Annotated in this window: 20 protein-coding genes; 16 read left to right on the top strand and 4 right to left on the bottom strand. The window is 44.4% G+C overall.

Features of this window, described 5'->3' with window-relative positions; all coding sequences use genetic code 11:
* Together ABDW16_RS23280 and ABDW16_RS23275 are read left to right on the top strand one after the other, a co-directional pair.
* The coding region (locus ABDW16_RS23280; protein ID WP_343673104.1) for an ATP-binding protein at nucleotides 1–845 on the top strand (845 nt) is incomplete at its 5' end.
* A gap of 108 nt (nucleotides 846–953) precedes the next feature.
* Nucleotides 954–1,907, top strand: coding sequence for a DUF3829 domain-containing protein (locus ABDW16_RS23275; RefSeq protein ID WP_343673102.1), 954 nt, complete (start codon nucleotides 954–956; stop codon nucleotides 1,905–1,907).
* 40 nt (nucleotides 1,908–1,947) lie between these two features.
* Here ABDW16_RS23275 and ABDW16_RS23270 read toward each other — a convergent pair whose 3' ends face one another.
* Entirely contained in the window at nucleotides 1,948–3,363 is a 1,416-nt protein-coding gene (locus ABDW16_RS23270; protein ID WP_343673101.1) for an RtcB family protein, read from the bottom strand.
* A 185-nt stretch (nucleotides 3,364–3,548) separates the two neighbouring features.
* On the opposite strand from ABDW16_RS23270, the gene ABDW16_RS23265 reads away from it, so the two are divergent.
* Together ABDW16_RS23265 and ABDW16_RS23260 are read left to right on the top strand one after the other, a co-directional pair.
* A complete protein-coding gene (locus ABDW16_RS23265; RefSeq protein WP_343673100.1) occupies nucleotides 3,549–3,914 on the top strand; it encodes a DUF6799 domain-containing protein in 366 nt (121 codons plus the stop codon).
* Nucleotides 3,915–4,267: 353 nt separating this feature from the next.
* Nucleotides 4,268–4,906 (top strand): methyltransferase domain-containing protein, encoded by a 639-nt coding sequence (locus ABDW16_RS23260; protein ID WP_343673099.1) that lies wholly within the window; start codon nucleotides 4,268–4,270, stop codon nucleotides 4,904–4,906.
* Nucleotides 4,907–4,945: 39 nt separating this feature from the next.
* Here ABDW16_RS23260 and ABDW16_RS23255 read toward each other — a convergent pair whose 3' ends face one another.
* Together ABDW16_RS23255 and ABDW16_RS23250 are read right to left on the bottom strand one after the other, a co-directional pair.
* Nucleotides 4,946–5,746 (bottom strand): FkbM family methyltransferase, encoded by an 801-nt coding sequence (locus tag ABDW16_RS23255; protein ID WP_343673098.1) that lies wholly within the window; start codon nucleotides 5,744–5,746, stop codon nucleotides 4,946–4,948.
* 27 nt (nucleotides 5,747–5,773) lie between these two features.
* Nucleotides 5,774–6,553 (bottom strand): hypothetical protein, encoded by a 780-nt coding sequence (locus ABDW16_RS23250; protein ID WP_343673096.1) that lies wholly within the window; start codon nucleotides 6,551–6,553, stop codon nucleotides 5,774–5,776.
* 498 nt (nucleotides 6,554–7,051) lie between these two features.
* On the opposite strand from ABDW16_RS23250, the gene ABDW16_RS23245 reads away from it, so the two are divergent.
* From ABDW16_RS23245 to ABDW16_RS23190, 12 genes are all read left to right on the top strand, one after another.
* Nucleotides 7,052–8,281, top strand: coding sequence for an acyltransferase (locus ABDW16_RS23245; protein WP_343673094.1), 1,230 nt, complete (start codon nucleotides 7,052–7,054; stop codon nucleotides 8,279–8,281).
* Between the two features lie 44 nt (nucleotides 8,282–8,325).
* Complete coding sequence (locus ABDW16_RS23240; protein WP_343673093.1) at nucleotides 8,326–9,090, top strand: polysaccharide biosynthesis/export family protein; 765 nt, start codon at nucleotides 8,326–8,328, stop codon at nucleotides 9,088–9,090.
* 11 nt (nucleotides 9,091–9,101) lie between these two features.
* The gene (locus ABDW16_RS23235) at nucleotides 9,102–11,465 is read left to right on the top strand and encodes a polysaccharide biosynthesis tyrosine autokinase (protein ID WP_343673091.1); all 2,364 of its coding nucleotides are present in this window, start codon (nucleotides 9,102–9,104) and stop codon (nucleotides 11,463–11,465) included.
* Nucleotides 11,458–12,807: a flippase gene (locus ABDW16_RS23230; protein WP_343673090.1), complete on the top strand. Its 1,350-nt coding sequence runs from the start codon at nucleotides 11,458–11,460 to the stop codon at nucleotides 12,805–12,807. Before ABDW16_RS23235 ends, ABDW16_RS23230 begins: the two co-directional genes overlap by 8 nt.
* Nucleotides 12,804–13,511 carry an FkbM family methyltransferase gene (locus ABDW16_RS23225; RefSeq protein WP_343673089.1) on the top strand — a complete coding sequence of 236 codons (708 nt, stop codon included), beginning with the start codon at nucleotides 12,804–12,806 and terminating at the stop codon, nucleotides 13,509–13,511. Before ABDW16_RS23230 ends, ABDW16_RS23225 begins: the two co-directional genes overlap by 4 nt.
* Nucleotides 13,504–14,145, top strand: a complete 642-nt coding sequence (locus tag ABDW16_RS23220) for a methyltransferase domain-containing protein (RefSeq protein ID WP_343673088.1) — start codon at nucleotides 13,504–13,506, stop codon at nucleotides 14,143–14,145. Before ABDW16_RS23225 ends, ABDW16_RS23220 begins: the two co-directional genes overlap by 8 nt.
* A complete protein-coding gene (locus ABDW16_RS23215) occupies nucleotides 14,145–15,053 on the top strand; it encodes a glycosyltransferase family 2 protein (protein WP_343673087.1) in 909 nt (302 codons plus the stop codon). Before ABDW16_RS23220 ends, ABDW16_RS23215 begins: the two co-directional genes overlap by 1 nt.
* A gap of 2 nt (nucleotides 15,054–15,055) precedes the next feature.
* Nucleotides 15,056–16,468: a hypothetical protein gene (locus ABDW16_RS23210; RefSeq protein WP_343673085.1), complete on the top strand. Its 1,413-nt coding sequence runs from the start codon at nucleotides 15,056–15,058 to the stop codon at nucleotides 16,466–16,468.
* Nucleotides 16,468–17,562, top strand: coding sequence for a glycosyltransferase family 1 protein (locus tag ABDW16_RS23205; RefSeq protein WP_343673084.1), 1,095 nt, complete (start codon nucleotides 16,468–16,470; stop codon nucleotides 17,560–17,562). Before ABDW16_RS23210 ends, ABDW16_RS23205 begins: the two co-directional genes overlap by 1 nt.
* The gene (locus ABDW16_RS23200; protein WP_343673083.1) at nucleotides 17,559–18,302 is read left to right on the top strand and encodes an FkbM family methyltransferase; all 744 of its coding nucleotides are present in this window, start codon (nucleotides 17,559–17,561) and stop codon (nucleotides 18,300–18,302) included. The genes ABDW16_RS23205 and ABDW16_RS23200 overlap by 4 nt, the downstream gene beginning before the upstream one ends.
* Nucleotides 18,303–18,488: 186 nt before the next feature.
* On the top strand, nucleotides 18,489–19,892 hold the full coding sequence (locus ABDW16_RS23195) for an undecaprenyl-phosphate glucose phosphotransferase (protein WP_343673082.1): 1,404 nt from the start codon (nucleotides 18,489–18,491) through the stop codon (nucleotides 19,890–19,892).
* A 4-nt stretch (nucleotides 19,893–19,896) separates the two neighbouring features.
* On the top strand, nucleotides 19,897–21,132 hold the full coding sequence (locus ABDW16_RS23190) for a WcaI family glycosyltransferase (RefSeq protein ID WP_343673081.1): 1,236 nt from the start codon (nucleotides 19,897–19,899) through the stop codon (nucleotides 21,130–21,132).
* Here the strand turns inward: ABDW16_RS23190 and ABDW16_RS23185 are convergent.
* Complete coding sequence (locus ABDW16_RS23185; RefSeq protein WP_343673079.1) at nucleotides 21,116–21,847, bottom strand: hypothetical protein; 732 nt, start codon at nucleotides 21,845–21,847, stop codon at nucleotides 21,116–21,118. The genes ABDW16_RS23190 and ABDW16_RS23185 overlap by 17 nt on opposite strands.
* Nucleotides 21,848–22,198 lie beyond the last annotated feature (351 nt).

The raw sequence follows: 22,198 nt of genomic DNA, 5'->3' as shown, positions 1-22,198 counted from the left end.
ACATCAACATCTTTACACATGGCAAACCTGTACCGCCGCATTTTAGTAGCAGCTTCCCCGCAAAACGGGTAACGACCGAACTGACATGGGAAGACCTGGTCATCAACAATGAGCTGAAATCGCAGATCGATGAGCTCATGAACTGGGTTAACTTCAATGCGAAGCTGATGAACAGGTGGGATATGGAAAAGCGCCTGCGCAAAGGATACAGGGCCTTGTTCTATGGACCACCGGGTACCGGTAAGACCTTTACAGCAGGGCTGTTGGGGAAGTATACCGGCAAGGAAGTGTATAAGATAGACCTCTCTATGATTGTGTCTAAATACATTGGCGAAACGGAGAAGAACCTGGAATTGTTATTCAGCCGTGCGGAAGACAAAGGCTGGATTTTATTTTTTGATGAAGCAGATGCACTCTTTGGGAAACGCACGAATGTGCGGGATGCACACGACAAATATGCCAACCAGGAAGTATCTTACCTGCTACAGCGTATTGAAGACTATAATGGCCTGATTATTCTCGCCACGAATATGAAGAACAATATAGACGATGCATTCATACGCCGTTTCAATGCGATCTTAAAATTCTCTTTTCCCGATGCCAATGAGCGGGCCATGATCTGGCGCAGAACGTTTCCCGCTAAATCTACATTTGTAGGTGGAGATATTCCGGAGATGATTAAACGATACGAACTGGCTGGGGGGAGTATCTTAAATGTTGTACACTATGCCTGCCTGAAGGCAATCGAGAAGCATACAGATGATAAGGAGGAACTGGAAATTTATATCAATGATGTACTGGATGGCATCAAGCGGGAGTTCGTAAAAGAAGGCAAACCCTTCTAATAATGAAAAATTATATATATATTTGCCCCGCTGTTTGTGAAAGAGGACAATTTACCACATTAACTACCAGTACTTTATTGAAATTTGTTTAACCAAAAATACCCTTACATGAGAACATTTATCTGTTCATCCCTTGTCATTGCTATGTTCGCTGTTAGCACATCCTGTAATAGTACCAGCGGCAAAAAACCCGGCGCTACCGAATACAGTGACAACTCTGCTGAAGCAGCCAGCCACATTATTGCATATACGAACCTGATTGTTGATATGTCGAACAAACATAACACCTACCTGGAAGCCGTTGTAAACAATACTAACAAGCTGGAAGATGCCCTGAAACACCCGGATAATAAGTTTGGCTTCATCACGATCAACAAGCCATTCACCACACCAGATTTTCCAAGGTATGATCAGAAAGTCAAAATTGACGAACCTGTAAACGAACTCAGCTCTCAGGACAAAAAGTTCTTCAAAGACAGCATTGCAAAGTACCAGGGACTTTTTGCCACCATGAAGGCGACTAACAACCGCATGCACGAGTACATCACTGCCGAGGATTATAAAGACGACAAAGGAGCAAAAGGATATGCTATCATCGATACCCTGCGCAACCAGATCGCTGAATTATATAGCCTGAAAAGCGCTATTGTCAAGAAAGTTGAAGTAGTTGCTGACGAAAGCGAACAAATCATCCTGAAAGATAGTCCGCTGAAAGACTACATCATCGCGATGAAAAAAGATATGGCAAGTATCCGTTCCTTTATCGATCTGCTGGGTAGTGAAGAAAAATATGCTGGTATAGAAGCGAAAGCCAGGGCCATGTACGATTCACTTGAAAAGGCGCAGACAGAACATGCCCAGATCAATATCGATAATGCTAAGAAAGCAAATGAAGACCATAGCTTCAACACGTTCTACGATGATTTTCATAAGTTGTTGCTGAACGCCAGAAAACTGATGCGGGATGCTGCTGAAAAAGGTAGCTTCGAAACCAGCGCCCTGGAATCACTGGATAGTGATTATGATTCGCTGGTCAGAGATTATAATAACTTCAACAGTTAATAATTGAAAGGGCTTGCTTTACACAGCAAGCCCTTTTTATTTAGTCTTCTCTACTTCCATCATCTGCCATTCTCACAATTCTGGGCGAGAATTTCGCCACCACATCTACCAGTGCTTCCTGTGCCGCCATCACTGTATGGATATCCTTATAGGCCATTGGCGCTTCGTCCAGGCCGGCACCGATCAATGTCACATTATTCGCTGCCAGCACCGCCGCCATATCCACTTTGGAGATCTCCTTCTCTGCTCTTGTACGACTCAGTTGTCGACCCGCACCGTGAGATGCTGAGTTAATCGCCATTTCTTCACCCTTACCACGCACCAGGAATCCAGGCGCTGCCATAGAACCCGGTATGATACCCATCACACCTTTCCCTGCCGGGGTAGCACCCTTTCTATGCACGATCACTTCTTCCCCGTTCAATTGTTCCTTCCACGCAAAGTTATGGTGGTTCTCCACAGTGGCCAGCAGCTGGCCGCCTACTACCGCCGCTACTTTTCGGTGTATTACGTCGTGACATGCTGCCGCATAATCGCCGGCAAGGTTCATTGCCATCCAGTATTCCTGGCCTTCTGCGGTATTCATATCCAACCATGCCAGGTTAGCCGCCTCTTTAGGTAATTTACACAGGTCCTTGGCCAACCGGGTATAATGGCCTGCTACAGTCGCACCAAAGCCACGGGAACCTGAGTGTGATAACAGCGCCAGGTATTTACCTGCATTTATATTCAACGTTTCGTCTCTCTGCGTAAATTCAATCACACCAAACTCCACAAAGTGGTTACCACCACCTGAAGTACCCAGCTGTGACCAGGCTTTATCTTTCAGTTGCTTCACTAATGGCGTCATATTAAACGCATCGTTATCCAGCACTGCGTGATCTGCCCGGTGCTGACCGTGGAAACCCTGCCCTGCACCAAATCTTGTTTCGTCCAGCAGGATCTTTTTCAACTTCGTTTCATCTATGGCTGTATCCGGCATATCATAGATGGACAGTGCCATTCTACATCCGATATCCACACCTACACCATAAGGAATTACAGCACCTTTGGCAGCTAATACACCACCGATTGGCAGGCCATACCCCTGGTGTGCATCAGGCATCAAGGCACCACCTACTGTAACCGGCAGCCGCATCGCGAAATCCATTTGTTTGATGGCTCCCGGATCGATGGCAGCTTCACCATAGATCTTATAGTCAGCAGCTTTATCCTTCAGCGGGATAGTGGTATCCACAGGCGCAGCGGCTTCCTCAATCATTTTAGTAGCCAGGTCTTCCAGCACCGGATGATCCAGGTACATCTCCGGTTCTGACCGCAGGTCACTCATCAATGCAATAAGGCTTGCATGGTCCATGTCGCTCAAATGCGCTTCGATCACGGCCAGCGCCTCACCTAATATCTTACCTTGTTTAAAACCTGCTGCGATCAGATCAGCTCCATTAATCTTGTTCATACATTGATCAATTTAGTATAATTGAATTGATGATACAAATATTCAAATCCATGTGCGCAAGGTTAGTGCGCAGTTGAAAAAAAACTTTTTGGCACTATACATGTTATACTTTTCATAGAAAACCTTTATATATATACAGCTGAGATAGCTGTGATTTTTAACCTGTAATCTCAAAAAGTTCAACAATGAAAAAGCTACTTATTTTGTGCGCCTCACTCCTGTTAATGACAGCCACTGCAGCCTTTGCACAATACCCCACTACTGATACTGCCATGCATCATCACAGTGGGATGCATAAGATGAAAGACTGCGTAGTCATGAAAGGAGGAAAAATGTGGATGATGAAAGACGGGCAGAAGTCAGAAATGACGCAGACCATGACCATGAGTAACGGTACGATGGTAATGGCAGACGGTACTGTTAAAAACAAAGATGGTAAAACATGGATGATGAAAGACGGAGAGATGATGGATATGAATGGTAAAGTGATGATGAAAGACAAAATGATGAAGGATAAAATGAAAAAGCCCCAATCAGATAGCATGAAATAGTGGGCTGATAGTTAAAGGAAAAGGGCAGCCACTACGCTGCCCTTTTTTTTCTTTTATTGTTTAGTCGATGAACAACTGTGTAACTGCGCCTGCATCTTTCCCAATTCGTACCTGGTATTGCACACAGGAGGAATCGCAGGCAACACCCGGGCCTGCACCTTTTTACCAAAGATAATAAATAATTTTATTTATTATATATAATATTTTGAACAGCGCGCCCAAACTTCTCTATCTCCTAATCAATTTTTTTACTTATATTGCTTATAACCGCATCAAGACACGATAGCCTGGACACTCCTCACCTTATCCTGTTTACCCATTACCTCTTTGTACCTCATTTAAACCCATCAACTATGAGTAATCTATATGTACAATATGGCTGTGGGATGTCATCTCCCCAGGGTTGGAAAAATTTTGACGCCTCCCCCACTCTCCGCCTGCAGCAACTCCCCCTCATTGGCAATTTGCTAAAGCAACGCATGCATATTACCTTCCCCGACAATGTGTTACAAGGCGACATCATCAAAGGACTACCCGGCATTGCCGAAAACGCTGCCGATGGTGTATACTGCTCCCACGTGCTGGAACACCTTACCTACGAAGATTTCCTCATCGCCGTGCGCAACACTTACCGGATACTGAAACCCGGCGGCATCTTCCGCTGTGTAGTACCCGACCTGGAAAAAGCGGCCCGCGAATATGTAGAAGACCTGACAAATCATGACCAGGAAGCCAACGCTAAATTCCTGCAAAAAACACGGTTGGGAAAAACTCATCGTCGCAGAGGTATTAAAGGCCTGTTGCAAAACACCTATGGCAACAGCGATCACTTGTTCATGTGGGATACCCTGTCATTGTCCAATGAACTGTACAGGGCAGGCTTTAGTTATGTACGTCCTGCTACATTCAATGATAGCGAAGATGAAATGTTTAAACTCGTGGAAAGTGAAGGACGGTTTAAAAACGCTGTCGCACTCGAAGCACGCAAATAAAAATAGTAAGCGCACAGGAGGCCACCTGTGTGCTTACCATTATTTCAGGATAGCTACGATATTCTGAAATGCAAATATTTCAAATGCTGCTACATTATAATGTCCCAATGGCATCAATCCATCCGGCAGCATGCGATAGAATGAATAATCAGGCAGCAGATCAATAAAATCTTTAAAGAATGTACGTGATATAACATTCATTTCGTTGAACTCTATCTGAATCACTTTTACTTTTCTTCTCTGTATAGTATCCATCGCACCTCTCAGTACACTCAGTTCATGCCCCTCCGTATCTATCTTTAACAGCGCAACTTCGCTGATATTATTCCCTGCCACAAATTCATCAATCGTGGTAATATCAATCGGCAATTCTTCTGCCTCGCTGTCTCTGAAACCAGTGATCACTTCCTTGTACATGCTGGCATGCTCTGATCCACCATTACCGGCATAGTCATAGATGACCGCCTGCGATACCTTGTCTCCTGCCCCGCGTTTTACAGGTATAAACCGATGCATGGCTGCTGCATCCTGCAATTTATTAAAAGCCTTTGGATGTGGTTCAAAAGCATATATCGGTAAGCTCACATTTTGCCGGCGCAACATCACAGAGTAATGCCCCACATTCGCGCCTACATCCAGTATGGCCCCGTTATCAAAATAATGATGCTTCTTCATATACTTCACAAATGCCTCTTCACCACTTACACGATCATTTTCATGATTCATAATGCCGATCCCCCGCATACTTAATTTGTACATCAGCATATTGAAACGATACAATGCTTTTCGTGCAAATACAAAAACATACAGATCTTTAAATATTGTTGATACCGGATTCATTAAGGTTTTATTTTACTTTCTTTTAAATCAAAGTACTTCTGTTTCTCCTGTTGCTACATTTACCACCGGCATTCCTTTTATACACTCATATCGCGCTGCACCCCGCAGATAGTTCAGTTGCCCCTGCTTATTTCTGCTTTCCCTGAACCGGGATTCCACATAGCCTTCTTCTACGCTCAGTGCCTTCAACTTACCCAGGCGATCCTTTCTTACAAAATAAGCGTTGTTGCCAGTTGCATTACATCCTACCAGGCTATATCCTTTCTCTTCCGCCAGCATACAAAGTGCTTTTAGCGAAGCACCAAAATATAAATAACTATAGTGCGCTACAGATCGTACAAAATCTGGTTTATAGGGTACCGTCAGCGGGCGGTCCTTTCCAAATACACTATTATATTCTGCTACAACAATCACTGGCTGTACTACATTAATTGCTTTCCATACCCAATAGTCATTTCCATCTATATCCACACTCAGCAATCCAATCTCTCCATCTATGCCGCCGGAGGAAATGAGATCATTGATATTGTCTTTGGTAATAAATGCTTCCATTGCCTGCAGGTCATGCTGGTAATAAATATCATCTGACATGATATAGTCGATCGCCTTCCGGGAGCCATCTATGACCAGGCCAGACCAGTTGTCGTGTCTTAATAAAAAACGGGTGTTCGATTCCACATAATTTTCAACGCCAAACTCAATAAATATTTTTTGGGAAATTTGAACTTTATGAATCAGATATTGTATGATCCCATCGTCTCCAGCCTGACTAAACACTTTAAACTCAGCATCCGCCAGGTTATCCAAAATTGGTAACGTTTTATTTTGTCTTGCTAACAATGCGCCTAACAACAGAATATCGGTTTGTTGGGATTTTCTAATGTTATACAAATAATGATGCATAACATTAAACAACTTTTTAATGCTTTTCATCTATTTACGGGTCAAATGTTTTTTTGAGGTACAGCCAGAATTTTTTCTTCCATAAATACATAAATAATACAAATATTGTTCATTTTTTAATTATTTATAACGTGTATAACTGCCGTAATTAGTATTGCATTCGTCCCGTTTTTCTAACAGCTATGCACCTGAAAGTGCTTTCCTATGGCATATTATAGCGTGCATCCACCGCTCAGGTCACTACTCCGGGATTTTTTTTATCAATTTTGTGCAAATGATATTTTTGATTTAACTTGCCCTCGTCTGAGAATGCTATAATCAATAAAAAACTGGAAATAACTCCGCGCTATAATGACAAAAAAGTCATTAAAGGTTTTTTATTGCTTTATATCATCACCCTTCATGACCTCAAATAAGCCCTCAACATTATACTTTTTTAGTCTGGATGCAATCAGGGGATTTGCGGCACTCATTGTCGTATTATGCCACTGGCAGTTCTTCTTCTACAAGGACTACACTGTTCAGACAGCCCCCCTTGAAGATTTCCATTTACCATTATACAACGTATTCTCCATCTTATATCATCATGCCTTTTATGCAGTAGACCTGTTCTTCCTGTTATCTGGCTTTATATTCTTTTGGTTCTATGCCGAAAAGATAGCCAATGGTACGACCAACTTCAATTATTTCATTACCTACAGGTTCACGCGCCTATACCCGGTTCACATTTTTTCACTCCTGGCAATTATTCCGCTGCAAATGATGATGGTCAAACTGTCAGGACGTACCTTTATTATACAGAATAACGACTACTGGCACTTCCTGCTCAACCTGCTTGTGATTCACAGCTGGGGTTTTGAGAAAACTCCAGCCCTCAATGGATTCAACGGACCATCGTGGTCTGTGTCTGTAGAACTATTGCTCTACCTGTTGTTCTTCCTGATCGCATGGCGGAAACTACATAACAGGAAAGGACTATTGATCCTGCTGGTCATTGCCGGTGCTATTATCCAGGCCATTTACCCCATGATTGGGCAGGGTATCTATTCTTTCTTCCTGGGGGCACTGGTGTATCATATATACTCCTGGCTGTGTACTAAAAACGATTTCGGAAAACTAACCCGCTATATTGCTATTGCAGCTGCACTGCTATGGATCTATATTCTGGCGGAATATTATTGCTCGTTTACCCGTCGCCTGTTCTTCTCTGTCGCACACAAGGTGCTGCCATCCCGGACGGATGATAGCAATGAAAAGATCTTTTACCTTGCTACCAATACACTTTTCCGGACCATTGTATCTCCTGTTACCGTGCTGGTTCTGGCCATGGCTGAAACTGTCAAAAGCGGCATCAGAGCCAAATGGACGCAGGTACTCGGAAATGCCAGCTATTGCCTGTACCTGATTCATTTCCCGCTCATGGTTGCAACCGCCGTACTGGTCAATGTACTGGGTTTGCCCCAAACCATTTTCCAGTCGCCCCTCACCTTATTATTATTCTATGTAGTACTGATCACGCTAAGTATACTGGGTCACTATTATTTTGAGCTCCCTGTACAACAGACTTTACGACAGAAATTAATTAAAAAAAGGAAGCGCCCTGCGCCTGTTGCCATTATTCCTGAAGGATAAACTATTCAACCTACAAATACGCACGATTCATAACAAAATAACACATGAAATTCAGAATCCATTTACTGTTAATTAGCAGTTTGTTCTTATTGGCCAGCTGCATCGAGACCAAAAAAATCACTTATTTAAACGACATCCAGCAACAAACGGGTGAAGAAACCGGGCATCCGCTACAGCCTCTTAAAGTTCAGCCGGGAGATGTATTGCAGATTACCGTTACCACTATTGACAAAGACATTTCCCAAATTCTGAATCCCGCTGCTGTTTCATCTGTTTCCACTACTGCCAATGGTATTGATCCCGGTTATATCGTTGACAGTGAGGGTTACATCAACCTTCCGATGGCAGGCCGGATTTATGTAAAAGACAAAACAACGTCTGAGATCAACACGGTCATTACTACAGAGCTGGACAAAAGTATCCGCAACGCCTTTGTATCTACCCGTATTACCAACTTCAAAATATCGGTGCTAGGTGATGTAGCCCGCCCGGGATCCTTCAAGATCGGTGCCGAACGGGTATCCATACTGGATGCACTCAGCATGGCCGGCGATATGAATGTAACCGCCCTGCATGATAATGTTACCGTGATTCGGGAAGTAGACGGCGTAAAAAAGTACGTGGCACTCAACCTGAACGACAGCAAAATTCTTTCGTCTCCTTACTATTACCTGAATAATAATGATGTGGTTTATGTAAGACCGGGTAAAAACAAAGTGTTCAATAGTTCAAAATTTGTCACACTGATTCCGACTATGATAAGCGCACTATCCCTTATCACAACACTTATTATCGTTACCGTTAAATGATTCTTTACGTTATGAGCCCAAAAAACGAAACAAATAATAAATCTACAGCTATTGATCTGAATGACCTGTTAAAGAAACTGGCATTCCACTGGCCGCTTTATATCATTCTTATCCTGCTTTCTGTACTGGGAGCATCCATCTACCTGAAATATGCCAGACCCCGATATATGTCCAGTGCTAAATTGTACCTGAAAGATGAAAAGAAAGGTAATGGTGAAGAAATGGACATGCTCAAATCACTTTCCCTCTTTAACAGCGGGAAAAATATTGAGAATGAAATGGAAGTGATCAAGTCACCGATACTGATTGCCAAAGTAATCAGGGACAATCACTTCAACATTCGCTACTACCGGAAAGCGGCAGTGCAGAATGAAGAACTATATGACAACTCCCCCTTCAGCATCAGGGTTCTCAGTGATACTGCCAATATTGGCAACTATGTTTTTGATATCACCCCCTATAAAAATGGGATGAAGGTAAAAGCCGGGTACGGAGATGACGAGACGAAAGAATTTACTGTGCAGTCGGGCGTACCTTTTACCGTAGGACGCGATCAGTTCAGCATTACCTACACTGAACCGGAGGCTGGTATTCCCGGTATGAACGACTATCGTATCAGGGTGGATTCTATTGCTGAACTGGCCTATGATAAGATGGACGAAATAGGCACTGCACTGGTAAATAAAGACGCGACCGTGATATTAGTGACTTATGAAGACGCAGTGGCTGCACGTGCGGCCCACTTTATCAATGCGCTGCTGGAAACCTACAACGATTACACCCTGGATGATAAAAACAGGGTGGCCCTGAAAACCATCAATTTCCTTTCTGTACGTATTGACTCCCTGCGCGATGAACTGGGGTACCTGGAAAAACAGGAAGAACAGTTCAAAGTACAGCGCGGTATCACAGATATTGAAGGTACTTCCAAACTGGCACTGGAACAGGTGAAGGATGCAGATATCAAACTGAATGATGCAAACATGCAGCTCTCCGTATTCGACCAGGTGGAAGACTACCTGAATGCCCCGGGTACAAGCTATCCTTTCGCGCCTATGCTGGGCACCGTAGATCAGACACTGACCGCTATGATCAACAGGTATGAAGAGCTGCTGAAAGAAAAAAACAAACTGTCTCTGTCCCTGCAACCCAGCAGTATGATCGTACAAAACCTGGATGGACAAATAGAAGAGGCGCGTAAGACCATTAAAAATTACATTTCCGGTTACAGGCGCAATGCAGGTGTAGCACAAAGCCAGATGCAGCAAAAGGTAAACCAGATCCAGGCTAAAATCGCTAACATTCCGGCTTACGAAAGAGAATATATCAATATCAAAAGACAACAGAGCGTAAAGGAAAACCTCTACCTCTACCTGTTGAAAAAGAAAGAAGAAGCATCGGTTTCCTATGCAAGTAATGTGACTGACAACAAGATCATTGCTCCTGCATTCATTCCTGTTAAACCGGAATCGCCCAAAAAGACAATGGCCTTTGTAGGATTCCTTGCTGCCGGCCTGGCACTGAGTACCCTTTACATTTACCTGAAATATTTCCTGAACAATAAGATCCTCAACAAAACTGAAATCGAACAAATATTTGAACTTCCGCTTATGGCAGAAATATACCAGGATGAAGAAGAAACCGCCAAAAACCTGTCCCTGCAAAACAGGTCTGTACTACTGGAACAAATCTTCAATCTACGTACCAACCTTCGTTACCTGCTTAGCGAACATACCAATAGTACCACGATCCTGATTACTTCCAGCATTTCCGGGGAGGGTAAAACTTTCTTAAGCGCACACCTGGGCAACTCCCTCACGGTGAATAAAAAGAAAGTCATACTACTGGAACTTGACCTGCGTAAACCAAAACTTTCCAGGTACCTGGGGCTGGACAACTATACAGGTATCACTAACTATATCGTAGAAAATAAAACGATAGACGAAATCATCCGTAAAGTGCCAGGCTCCGATCTGCACCTTATTTCTTCAGGGCCTGTTCCGCCCAACCCGGTGGAACTGATAGAGGGAAACAGGATGCGTACGCTGCTTACTACCCTGAAAGAGCGTTATGACTACATCATCATTGATACGGCGCCTATCGGTATCGTGTCTGATGCAAAGAGCCTGTCTCCTTATGTTGATGCCAGCCTCTTTGTAGTAAGGTATAATTTCACCTTAAAATCAAAACTGAAAGCAGTAGCAGAAGACCTCAGGGAAGGACATTTCAGAAAAACAGGTATCATCTTCAACGGTATTGAGCAGAATAGTTTCTATCCTAACTATTACTACGATCACTACTCCTATTCCCAGGAAAAACTGAAATCAAAAAGATGGTTTGCATTTTTCAAAAAGATAAAACATCGTCTTGCATAAGGTCATTCAAAATAGTGGTTGGCTGCTAATTGACAAACTGGCGCGGCTGTTCCTTGGTCTCCTGACCATGTCTATGATCGCGCGTCATATTGGGCCTGGGGAATTTGGTATCTGGAACTACTCCCTTGCCCTTACTGCCATTGTAGGTGGTATAGCCATACTGGGCCTGGATAAAATAGTGGTGAAAGAACTGGTATCGGATCCTGAACGCAGGGATGAGATTGTATCTACGGCGCTGTGTATGCGTATTGTAGCAGGCATTCTATCCTGTACAATCTGTGTGCTGATCACGTGGTTCACCAAACAGAACAATCCTTTATATATACGGTGTACTACTATTACGGCTTTGAATATCCTGTTGCAATCATTCGATGTCTTTGACTACTTCTACCAGTCACACAACCAGGTACAACGTGTTATCATTCCGAAAGTGACTGTATTTGTTTTATTCTGCCTGATCAAGATCATGTGCGTCAGGATGAACCTTTCTTTTATGGTAATTCTATGGGTGTCTCTTGCGGAACTGGTTATTACGTACCTGCTTATATCTGGTTACTACATCTGGCACGAAGGGATCGCCTCATTATTTAAAGTACGCATGCAGGAAGCCCGCTACCTGTTTTCACAAAGCTGGTCCCTCCTGTTCGCCGGCGTGCTCGTACTGCTATATATGAAATCCGATCAGCTGTTGCTGGATGTACTTTCTACCCCCCAGCAACTGGGAGAGTATGCTGCCGCCGCCCGTATATCGGAACTATGGTATGCTATTCCAACGGTGATAGCTGTCGCCATTTTACCAAACCTGATACAGCAAAGGCGAACAAATCATGACCAGTATTTAGCAAATGTGGAAAAATGGATCCGGCTCTCTATGTGGGGCAGTACTGTGATTGCCATCGTCGTGACCATTGCCTCCGGCTGGCTCACAGGCATCTTATACGGCAGCCAGTATCCGCATGTGGGTGTTATTCTCTCCATACATATATGGGCGAATATTCCCGTATTTATAAGCGTAGCCATCATGCAATACCAGATTGTAGAAGGCAACTACAATGCAAACCTGTATGCCACCATTGCCGGTATAGTAGCGAACCTGCTGATCAACCTGCTGCTGATCCCATCGCTGGGAGGTATAGCAGCGGCCATTGCCACTGTTATTTCTTATACAACCGTCGCTACCTGCCTGATCGTAGTTGATAAAACCGGGCAGACAAAAATGTTCATCATAAAAATGCTATACCCCGGAAAGGCCGCAGCAGATATCTGGCAGCTGCAGCTAATATTGAGAAGCAGTATTGAAAACAAATTATCTCTATTACGTCAAAAGTCGTTAAGCAAATGAGTCGCGTAAAAAAAATATTTGCCCGGTTGGGATCAAAGTTAGCCCCTCAGATCAGGTATCTGGCTCCGGCATATAGCTCGGAAGGAGAAGACCTGATATTAAAAAGAATTTTTGAAAACAAGCAAAATGGTATTTATATAGATGTGGGTGCACACCATCCTTTTCGTGTATCCAACACTTATATATTTTATAAAAAACGCTGGAAAGGCATCAACATCGATCCCAATCCCGGATCAAAAGCCATGTTTGATAAATACCGGCCGCTGGACACCAACCTGGAAATGGGTGTATCGGCCTCCAGGCAGCACCTCACGTATCACATCTTTAACGACCCGGCACTGAATACGTTTTCGACTGACAAGGTGCAGGAATACACACAAGACTCCAAATACAAAGTGATCGGGAAAAAACAGATTGAAACCTGGCCATTGGTTGATATACTGGATAAATACCTGCCGGCTGGTACTGTGATCGACTTTCTCACCATCGATGCAGAAGGGCTGGATATGGATGTGCTACGTTCCAACAACTGGCAAAAATATCGCCCGGCCTACATCCTGGTAGAAAGTAGTCCTTTCCTGCTGGGAGATATGTACAATACGGAGCTGGGCAAATTCATGCAAACTGCAGGTTACGACATCTTTGCCAAAACATATTACACCTACATTTTCAGGAACATCAAAAGTCAACAGAGTTATGAATAAGTTATATGTACAGTATGGATGTGGTCCTTATTCGGCACCCGAGGGCTGGACCAATTTTGATGCGAGTCCTACCCTTCGGATCCAGCAGTTGCCCATCCTTGGCAAATTGCTGAAAGGCAGGCTGCATGTCACTTTTCCAAAGGATGTACAGCAGGGAGATATCCTGAAATCATTGCCAGGCATCGGTGAAAATTCCTGCGACGGCGTATACTGTTCCCATGTACTGGAACATCTCTCTTACGATGATTGTCTGCTGGCAGTACGTAATACTTATCGCATGCTAAAACCGGGCGGTTATTTCCGCTGTGTATTGCCCGACCTGGAATCGGCCGCCAGGGAGTATGTAGAAGACCTGGCCAACCAGGATATCAATGCAAATACCAAGTTCCTGGAAAAAACAATGCTGGGTAAAAAGCAACGGCAAAGAGGATTCAAAAGCCTGCTGACAAATACACTGGGCAACAGCGAGCATCTGTACATGTGGGATCATCTGTCCCTGTCTAATATCCTGCGGCAGGCTGGTTTTAGTACCGTCAGGCATTGTGCATTCAATGATTGTCCGGACCCGATGTTTAAACTGGTAGAAGAGCGAACAAGGTTTGAAAATGCAGTATCACTTGAAGCGATAAAATAATGAAGCTGGAAACACCTGTGCTATTACTGATATTCAACCGTCCACTCCAGACAATGCGGGTATTTGAGCAGCTTAAAGCCCAACGACCTACCCGGTTGTTCATCGCAGCAGACGGCCCCCGCCCTGATAAACCAGGCGAAGATTCCCTGTGTGAAACCACCCGGAATGAAGTAGTGAATGCAATAGACTGGCCCTGTGCAATAAAAACCCTGTTCAGGAACGAAAACCTGGGTTGCGGCAAAGCTGTGAGCAGCGCTATCAACTGGTTTTTTGAACAGGTGGAAGAGGGTATCATCCTGGAAGATGATTGCATTCCTGATCCAACCTTTTTCACCTTCTGTACCTCGCTGCTGGAACGATACCGGCATGACAACCGCGTAATGCACATCGGTGGCAGCAATTACCAGATGGGACAGGTAAGGGGCGATGCTTCCTATTATTTTTCCAGGTTCGCACATATCTGGGGATGGGCCAGCTGGCGCAGGGCCTGGCAGTATTATGACTTTACCCTGCAGCGGTACAAGCACGTTTCACGGAAAGGCATGAACCGCCAATTTCTCTCAGACATTGATAATATCTATAACAGACGAATTGATACCTGGGATATTCAGTGGTTTATGAGCGTGTGGTTCAATCATGGTTATGCTATCACTCCCAATACTAACCTGATTACAAACATTGGTTATGGAAAGGGGGCCACACATACCCGCTCCACACCAGCATGGTTAAAAAAAATGGTGTATGGTAGCATACCTGACATCGTTCATCCAACAAAAATAAGCATTGACGATACAGCAGATAATTATTCAGTAACGCACCTGTTCAGTCCTCCTTACCTGTCTTATATGGCCAGGAAGATTGTCAGGAGCACGCCATTCCTCTATAACCTGTATAAGCGCATTTCATAAATATGGACAGTATTTATAACGCCCTCATCAGCAGTAATCCGTTCGTGGAGATCTTCAAGGAAGTTATGCCCCTTGTCATAGCCAGTATTTTACTATACCTGCACTACAGCAGGAGGATTACTGCAATGGAAACTATATTATTCGCATTTGCCACCGAGGCCTACACCATGCTGATAGTAGGTCCTACTTTCACCGCGACCTTCTTTGTCAGTGTAGCTTTCATGCTGGATCAGGCACACCGGCTCTTTACAGGGCGGATGCCCATCAGGCGGGAATACCTGTTATTACTGATACTACCGGCATTGTCCAGCCTGATCATTTTTGTTCTTGTACAGGTATATAAAGATCCGTTCTACTATCCGCCTGGCAAGAAATCGGCCTTTTACTTCAGGCCCATCTACTTTTACATCAAGTCTTTTCTGCCGCTGTTCGCAGTAGGCGCCAGGATTGTGCAGGAAAAGGAACAGTTGTCTTTTGCACTGTTTTCCGCTACTATGAAAAAGATTGCGAAGTTTTCAATTGCAATTGCCTTCCTGCAGATCCTGGTGCAGTTCGTATTCAAAAGTGAAACGCTGGATGAAATTGTCGGTTTACAACGCCGCTACCTGGTGGAGCAATCTGCTTCCTTTTTCAGTCTGCGTGTACAGGCTTTATTTGCAGAGCCCAAAGTGTACAGCGCTTTTCTATCGCTCGCCATACCCCTGTTTGTCAATGACAGGGAATACAGGTGGGCTGTGTTATCACTGATCATGGGTGTGCTCACGATATCGCAAACCTTCTATATCAACCTGCTCTGTGCAGGTATCTGCTGTATATTCCTCTCTGGTATGTCATCCGTACGGCTACGTATTCTCGTATCCATGAGCATTATTATCGGCCTTTTTCTGGGGATAGCTGCATCTAGTAAATATTTTATAAAGCTATACGCCAAGAACCAGACAAATACCTTTTACCAGTTAGTGTTCAAGCGCTCTGTATACAGGTATGATAATGAAATATGGCAGAAAGACAATGTTGTAATGGGTATGCCATTGCAGAGAGATATGGAGCTGCCGGTGGTAGACTTCTTCAAGGATGAACCTTACCTGTTGCTATCCGGTTATGGTGCGGGCAACAGCACGTTTATTCCTGCACAATACTTTTTTGGGCAGGTGAACTACGAAAACAGGTTGAACGGCATCGGCGGGCATAACCTGAATATGCGCTGGTTCTATATACTGGCAGAGTTTGGCGCATTTGCCCTCATCTGCTTTTTTGTAGTGCTGACGATCACAAGGCCGCAGTTGCCACTCTTTCAAAAAGGGTATTTCGCTTTTGTATGGGTATGTTTCTTTTTTAGCCAGATAGATCTGTTCCTGATAATAGTAGCCATATTATGCGCTTACGATGACAGAGAGCTTAAAACCACAACGTGATGCAGATTTATTTAGACAATATCGTGTTTACTATTCAAAGGGCCGGTGGCGTGTCCATGTACTGGTATGAGTTGCTGAAAGGACTCTGCAATACAGATCTGCCGCTGAACTTTCTGAACGCAGATCTGCATTCGGAAAATCTCTTTGAACAACTGCTTGACTACAGCCCTTATCCCTGCATTCGTGAAAGCTGGATTCCTTCAAAGTATCTGCGCTACCTGCCATTGCGCTACACGTTGCCTTCCAGCGCGGTATTCCATGGCGGCTATTTACGTGTATCGCCTCAAAAAGATATAGTGAACATACTCACTATACATGACTTTGCACATGAGCGAAGGATGGCTACGCGATTTCCCCGCGGGCTGGCCAACATCCGGCAAAAAGCTTATGGCATACGCCATGCCGACGGTATTATCTGTATCTCAGAAAGTACCCGGCAAGAACTATTGTATTTCTACCCCAAAACAAATCCTGAAAAAGTCAGGGTTATTCACCACGGTATCGCGGATTGTTTTTATCCGCTGGACAAACAGCAACATCCGGGCTATGCATTGCCGCCATCGCCTTACATACTGTACATCGGCGCACGCAGTCACTATAAAAACTTCGATCAGGCGGTGGCGACACTACAGTTATTACCGGCCCGTTACCAGCTGGTGATAGCAGGCGGTGAATCCTGGCAGCCCAAAGATATGGAAGTACTGGAACAGGCCATACCGGGCAGGTATCATATACTGCGGAATGTAAGTTCCGGGCAGCTGAATATTCTCTATAATTATGCCTGGTGCCTGCTGTACCCTTCCTCCTACGAAGGCTTTGGATTTCCGCCAGGCGAAGCCATGAAGGCAGGGTGCCCGGTAGTAGCTACCTGCACCACTTCTATTCCGGAGGTGACAGGTACCGCAGCACTACTTGTGAACAACCCCTCTCCTGCAGCATTTGCAGAAAAAATTCAATTACTCGAAGATCAACATTTCAGAGATACCACCATTCAGGCCGGATATACCCGATCACAATTATTTACATGGGATAAAAGCATTCAGGAAACAATCTCTTTTTACAAACATTGCTGGAACACTAAATTTTCATTATGAATTTCATTTTCAAGATTGCCGACGCAGCCAAGGTTTTTTTACAATCCGGAAGAGGCCTTAGCGCTTTATGGAAAACAGGAGGGTCCATTGCCTCCACCACCATTCTGCATAACTGTAAGCACTATATTCCGGAAATAAAAACGATCATCGATGTAGGTGCCAACCGGGGGCAGTTTGCACTCTCTGCACGTTTCTTTTATCCGCGTGCCGGTATTCACTCCTTCGAGCCGTTGCCGGATGTATTTAACACTTTGCAGCAGAACATCCGCAAAGCCAATGGTATTAGCACATACAACTTTGCACTGGGTAGTACTAACGGATTCCTGGAGTTTTTTCAGAACGATTATTCACACGCCAGTTCTGCACTGCATGTATCGGGCATACAGCAACAATTTTTTCCGCAAACGGCTTCTGAACACCAGATCAAAGTACCTGTAAAAAGAATAGATGATCTGTTCAGCAACCTTCCTTTTGAAGCACCCGTACTCCTGAAACTGGATGTACAGGGATTTGAAAAAGAAGTGCTGAAAGGAGCTGCTGCATGCCTGGACAAAATAGATTACCTCCTGTTCGAAACATCCTTTGTACCCATGTATGAAGGTGAGCCCCTCTTTGATGAAATGCACAATTATGTAAAAGAACTGGGATTTGAATTTATCGCTCCTGTAGGTTTCTGCCAGACAGACGCCTTACAGATATTGCAAATGGACTTATTGTATAAACGAAAAACAGCAGCCTGATCTGATTACTTTTTTTAAGGAGTAAGAACAAAAAGAACCGCTGTTTTGTAATACATACAGCCCACCCCCCGGATTCATTACTCTGATCCTCATAGCCTACCCCAACCCCGAAAGAGTTAAAAACTAACAGTAACGCCAATAGGAAATTGATACACGGCAACCAATGCCTTCAGTAAAGTTATCGCTATGAAGAATCGAAATTATGCTATCCAGTATTTACGGCAATTTATTGATTTCACCATACTGGGAGGAGCATTTGTCCTTACCAGATACTATATAAGTACCAAAGGGGTAATGTTATTCACCAACCTGGATTGGATACTGCTAAGTATCAGTATCAGCACCTGGATTGTGCTGGGCGCCTCCCTCCGGTTGTACGATGAATATGATAAGGTCAATTCATTTTCATTTGAATTTGTAGCAGTATTGAAAAATGTATTGTTACAGTCATGTGTACTCACCTTCCTTTTCTTTTATCTCTTCAAAAACTATAGCTATCCCCGCACCTTTACGCTGTTGTATTCCACATATGTATTTGCCGGCGCATTGTTCACAAGATATGCGGTAAAGAAAACCTTACTGAAACTCCGGAACCATCGGCATGGCAAAAAAAATGTGTTGATTGTAGGTACCGGCGAAACAGGTATCGACTTCTATCACACCATTACCAAGAACGGGCATTTCGGTTATAACTGTATCGGTTTTGTAGGGGAGCAGGCGCAAACACAGTTACATGGTCACTACCTGGGCAACATCTCTGAACTGACCACCATACTGGAAGCGAACGAAATAGACGATGTGATTGTAGCCCTGCCGGAACATGCCCGGGATCAGACCGAAAGCATCATTGTAGCCAGCGAACGCGCTGCAAAGAATGTAAGGATCATTCCTAACGTTCACCAGTATTGCTCCCCTACTGTGAGCATGAACCTGCTGGGTTCTTTTCCGCTGGTAAATATCCGTTCCTGTCCACTGGATGATCCGGGATTACAAAGAATGAAGCGGGCATTTGATATTGCCCTTACACTTGTTCTCTTCACAGCATTCAGCTGGTTATTCCTGCTGATCGCGGTGCTCATTAAGCTCACTTCCAAAGGCCCTGTATTTTTCAAACAGGAAAGATGGGGCCTGAAAAATAAAAAGATCACCTGCTATAAGTTTCGTTCCATGATTGTACAAAACAGTGAAGTGGATACGAATGGCAGGTTCCTGCAGGCTACCCGCAACGATAACCGCGTCACTTCTATAGGCCGTTTTCTGCGTAAAACCAACCTGGATGAGCTGCCACAGTTTTTCAATGTGCTCATGGGCAACATGTCATTTGTAGGTCCACGCCCGCATGCCACTCCCCTGCATATTGAATCGCGGGAAACGGTGCAACACTATATGCGCAGGCAAATGGTAAAACCGGGCATCACAGGATGGGCACAGGTAAATGGCTACAGAGGTGAAACCAGCCAGTCAGGCCAGATGCAAAAAAGAGTAGACTACGACATCTGGTATATCGAAAATTACAGTTTCTGGCTGGATTGCCAGATCATATTCCAGACAATGGTGAACATGATAAAAGGGGATAAGAACGCTTATTAAGTATATGTCCGAAAGATTATTACTGATTACAGGCAACTATAGTCCTGAGCCAACGGGAATTGGAAAATACAACGGGGAAATGATGCAATGGCTGGCTGATAAAGGCTACGACTGTACTGTCATCACTACCTATCCCTACTACCCACACTGGAAAATACAGCCTCCTTATGAGCGGCAGGCACGCTGGTATACGCAGGAGGTACACCCGGGTCTCACTGTATATCGCTGCCCCCAGTATATACCGGCAGCACCCTCAGGGATGAAACGGATACTGATGGACATGACTTTTTTCATAGCCGCCTTTTTCCGGCTCCTCCCCCTGTTGCTCACTACGAAATTCGATGTGGTCATGGTGGTCGTTCCCCCGTTCCATTTAGGCTTCCTGGGCCTGTTGTACAAGTGGATCCGGGGGACACGGCTGCTCTATCACATACAGGATTTGCAGATAGAAGCTGCCCGCGACCTGCGGCTGATCCGCTCACGATGGCTGATCAGCACCCTGTTTCGCATGGAGCGTTTCATCCTGCGCAGGGCAGACCTGGTAAGCAGTATATCGGATGGTATGATGAGAAAGATAGCAGCAAAATCCGGCAGGGATATTTTCTTCTTTCCTAACTGGGTAGCTGTCAGTCATTTTTTCCCCATCAGGGAGAGGCAGGACCTCAAAGCAGATTTTGGTTTCCATGCGGGGGACAAAGTGATACTATATTCAGGTGCAATTGGCGAGAAACAGGGGCTGGAATCGATCCTGGAAGTAGCCCGGGCCATGCAGACAGATACCCGGCTAAAATTCCTGATCTGCGGGGCAGGCCCTTATAAAACAACGTTGGAAGACAAAGCGCAGGCCATGTCGCTGCACAATGTGATCTTCTACCCTACCCAACCGTTTTCGCACTTCAACCGCTTTCTGAACATGGCAGATATTCACCTGGTGATACAAAAAGCCAATGCCGCCGACCTGGTGATGCCCAGTAAGCTGACGACTATACTTGCAGTAGAAGGATTAGCATTGATTACAGCGAACGAAGGCACCAGTCTATACGAACTGGCAAAGGAGCACAATATAGGAATAGTGGTGGAGGCAGAAAACCCGCAGGCGCTGTACGACGGATTGATACAGGCCATAAATGAAGATTCCGGACACATCACCAGTCGTGCTGGAGACTATGCCCGGAACTTTCTCGCTATAGATTCGATTATGACAAGCTTTGAACAGACAGCTCTTAAGGCTGCCAGATAATGCGTGCACCACCGCTTACATCGCCGCTATATTCAGTGGAATTGAACTTCACACCGCAAAAGCTGATGGTGGTAACGTTATTATCAATAGATACATAAACAGATCCTGAAGAAGTATCCGTGGTCCAGGGAGCAGTAGTGATTGCCTTGGCAGTCAGTCTGCAATAGCCTGAAGGCAGTGCAGAAGTAGACTTCTGGATAGAATAGATCCCTTCGGCAGGCGGCTGATTATTCGGGAACTCTACTGTAATAGTGGCATTACCGTTAGTAGCGGTAATTACATAGTCGCTGCTACCGGTGGTACCTATTACCTTATTAAAGGAAAGGTCAACCACACCCTGCAGGGTAGCCTGGTTACTATCCAGGCCACAGGCATTTGTAGGGCCGGTGACAACGATAGTATCAGAATTACCGGTGTAGGTACAACCACCTGTGGTAGTCACAGTTACAGAATACACATATTTCCCCCTGGTAGGACTGGTGATTTTAGGTGCTGCCTCTGTAGAGGTATAACCATTTGGACCAGTCCAGGCATAGGATTGAACCGCACTCACACCAGTACTGGACAGCGTAAGCGTTTCGTTGTTTCCAATGGGACCATTGCTTTTGATTTTAGGCTTAAGGCCTGTATCGCAGGCGGCTCCGCCCTTGGAACATCCTATTAGCGCGCTGATCCATCCTAAGATTAATACGATAAATATAGATTTATACTGCATTGCCAAATATTCATCAATACGAAATAATATTATATGCTTTACTGCCGTTAATATGTAACCAATCGCTCCATGTCATACTAAAATTTTCCATTTCTTACTACCGCACATAGCTTCCCCAGCTAGAACAACCGCTGTTGCTTTGGCATCATATTGGATAAAAGGATGTAAATCGGAAATAAATATAGTAAATACTTTAGTTATTAGTATTTTTTAATATTAATAATATATGAACGGATAGGGGTTTAAGGGCTGTAAAAAGATTAAAATTATATCAATATCAATGGTTTGGAGGGTATATATTATATATGTAAATTTTTTTAAAAAAGTCAAAATTTAGTAGAGAATTTAACG

Origin of the sequence: Chitinophaga sp. (assembly GCF_039596135.1) — a bacterium.
In the GTDB taxonomy this organism is placed as follows: Bacteria; Bacteroidota; Bacteroidia; order Chitinophagales; family Chitinophagaceae; genus Chitinophaga.
Note: the sequence above shows the minus strand (reverse complement) of the source record. Positions and strands in the feature narration are given on the sequence as shown.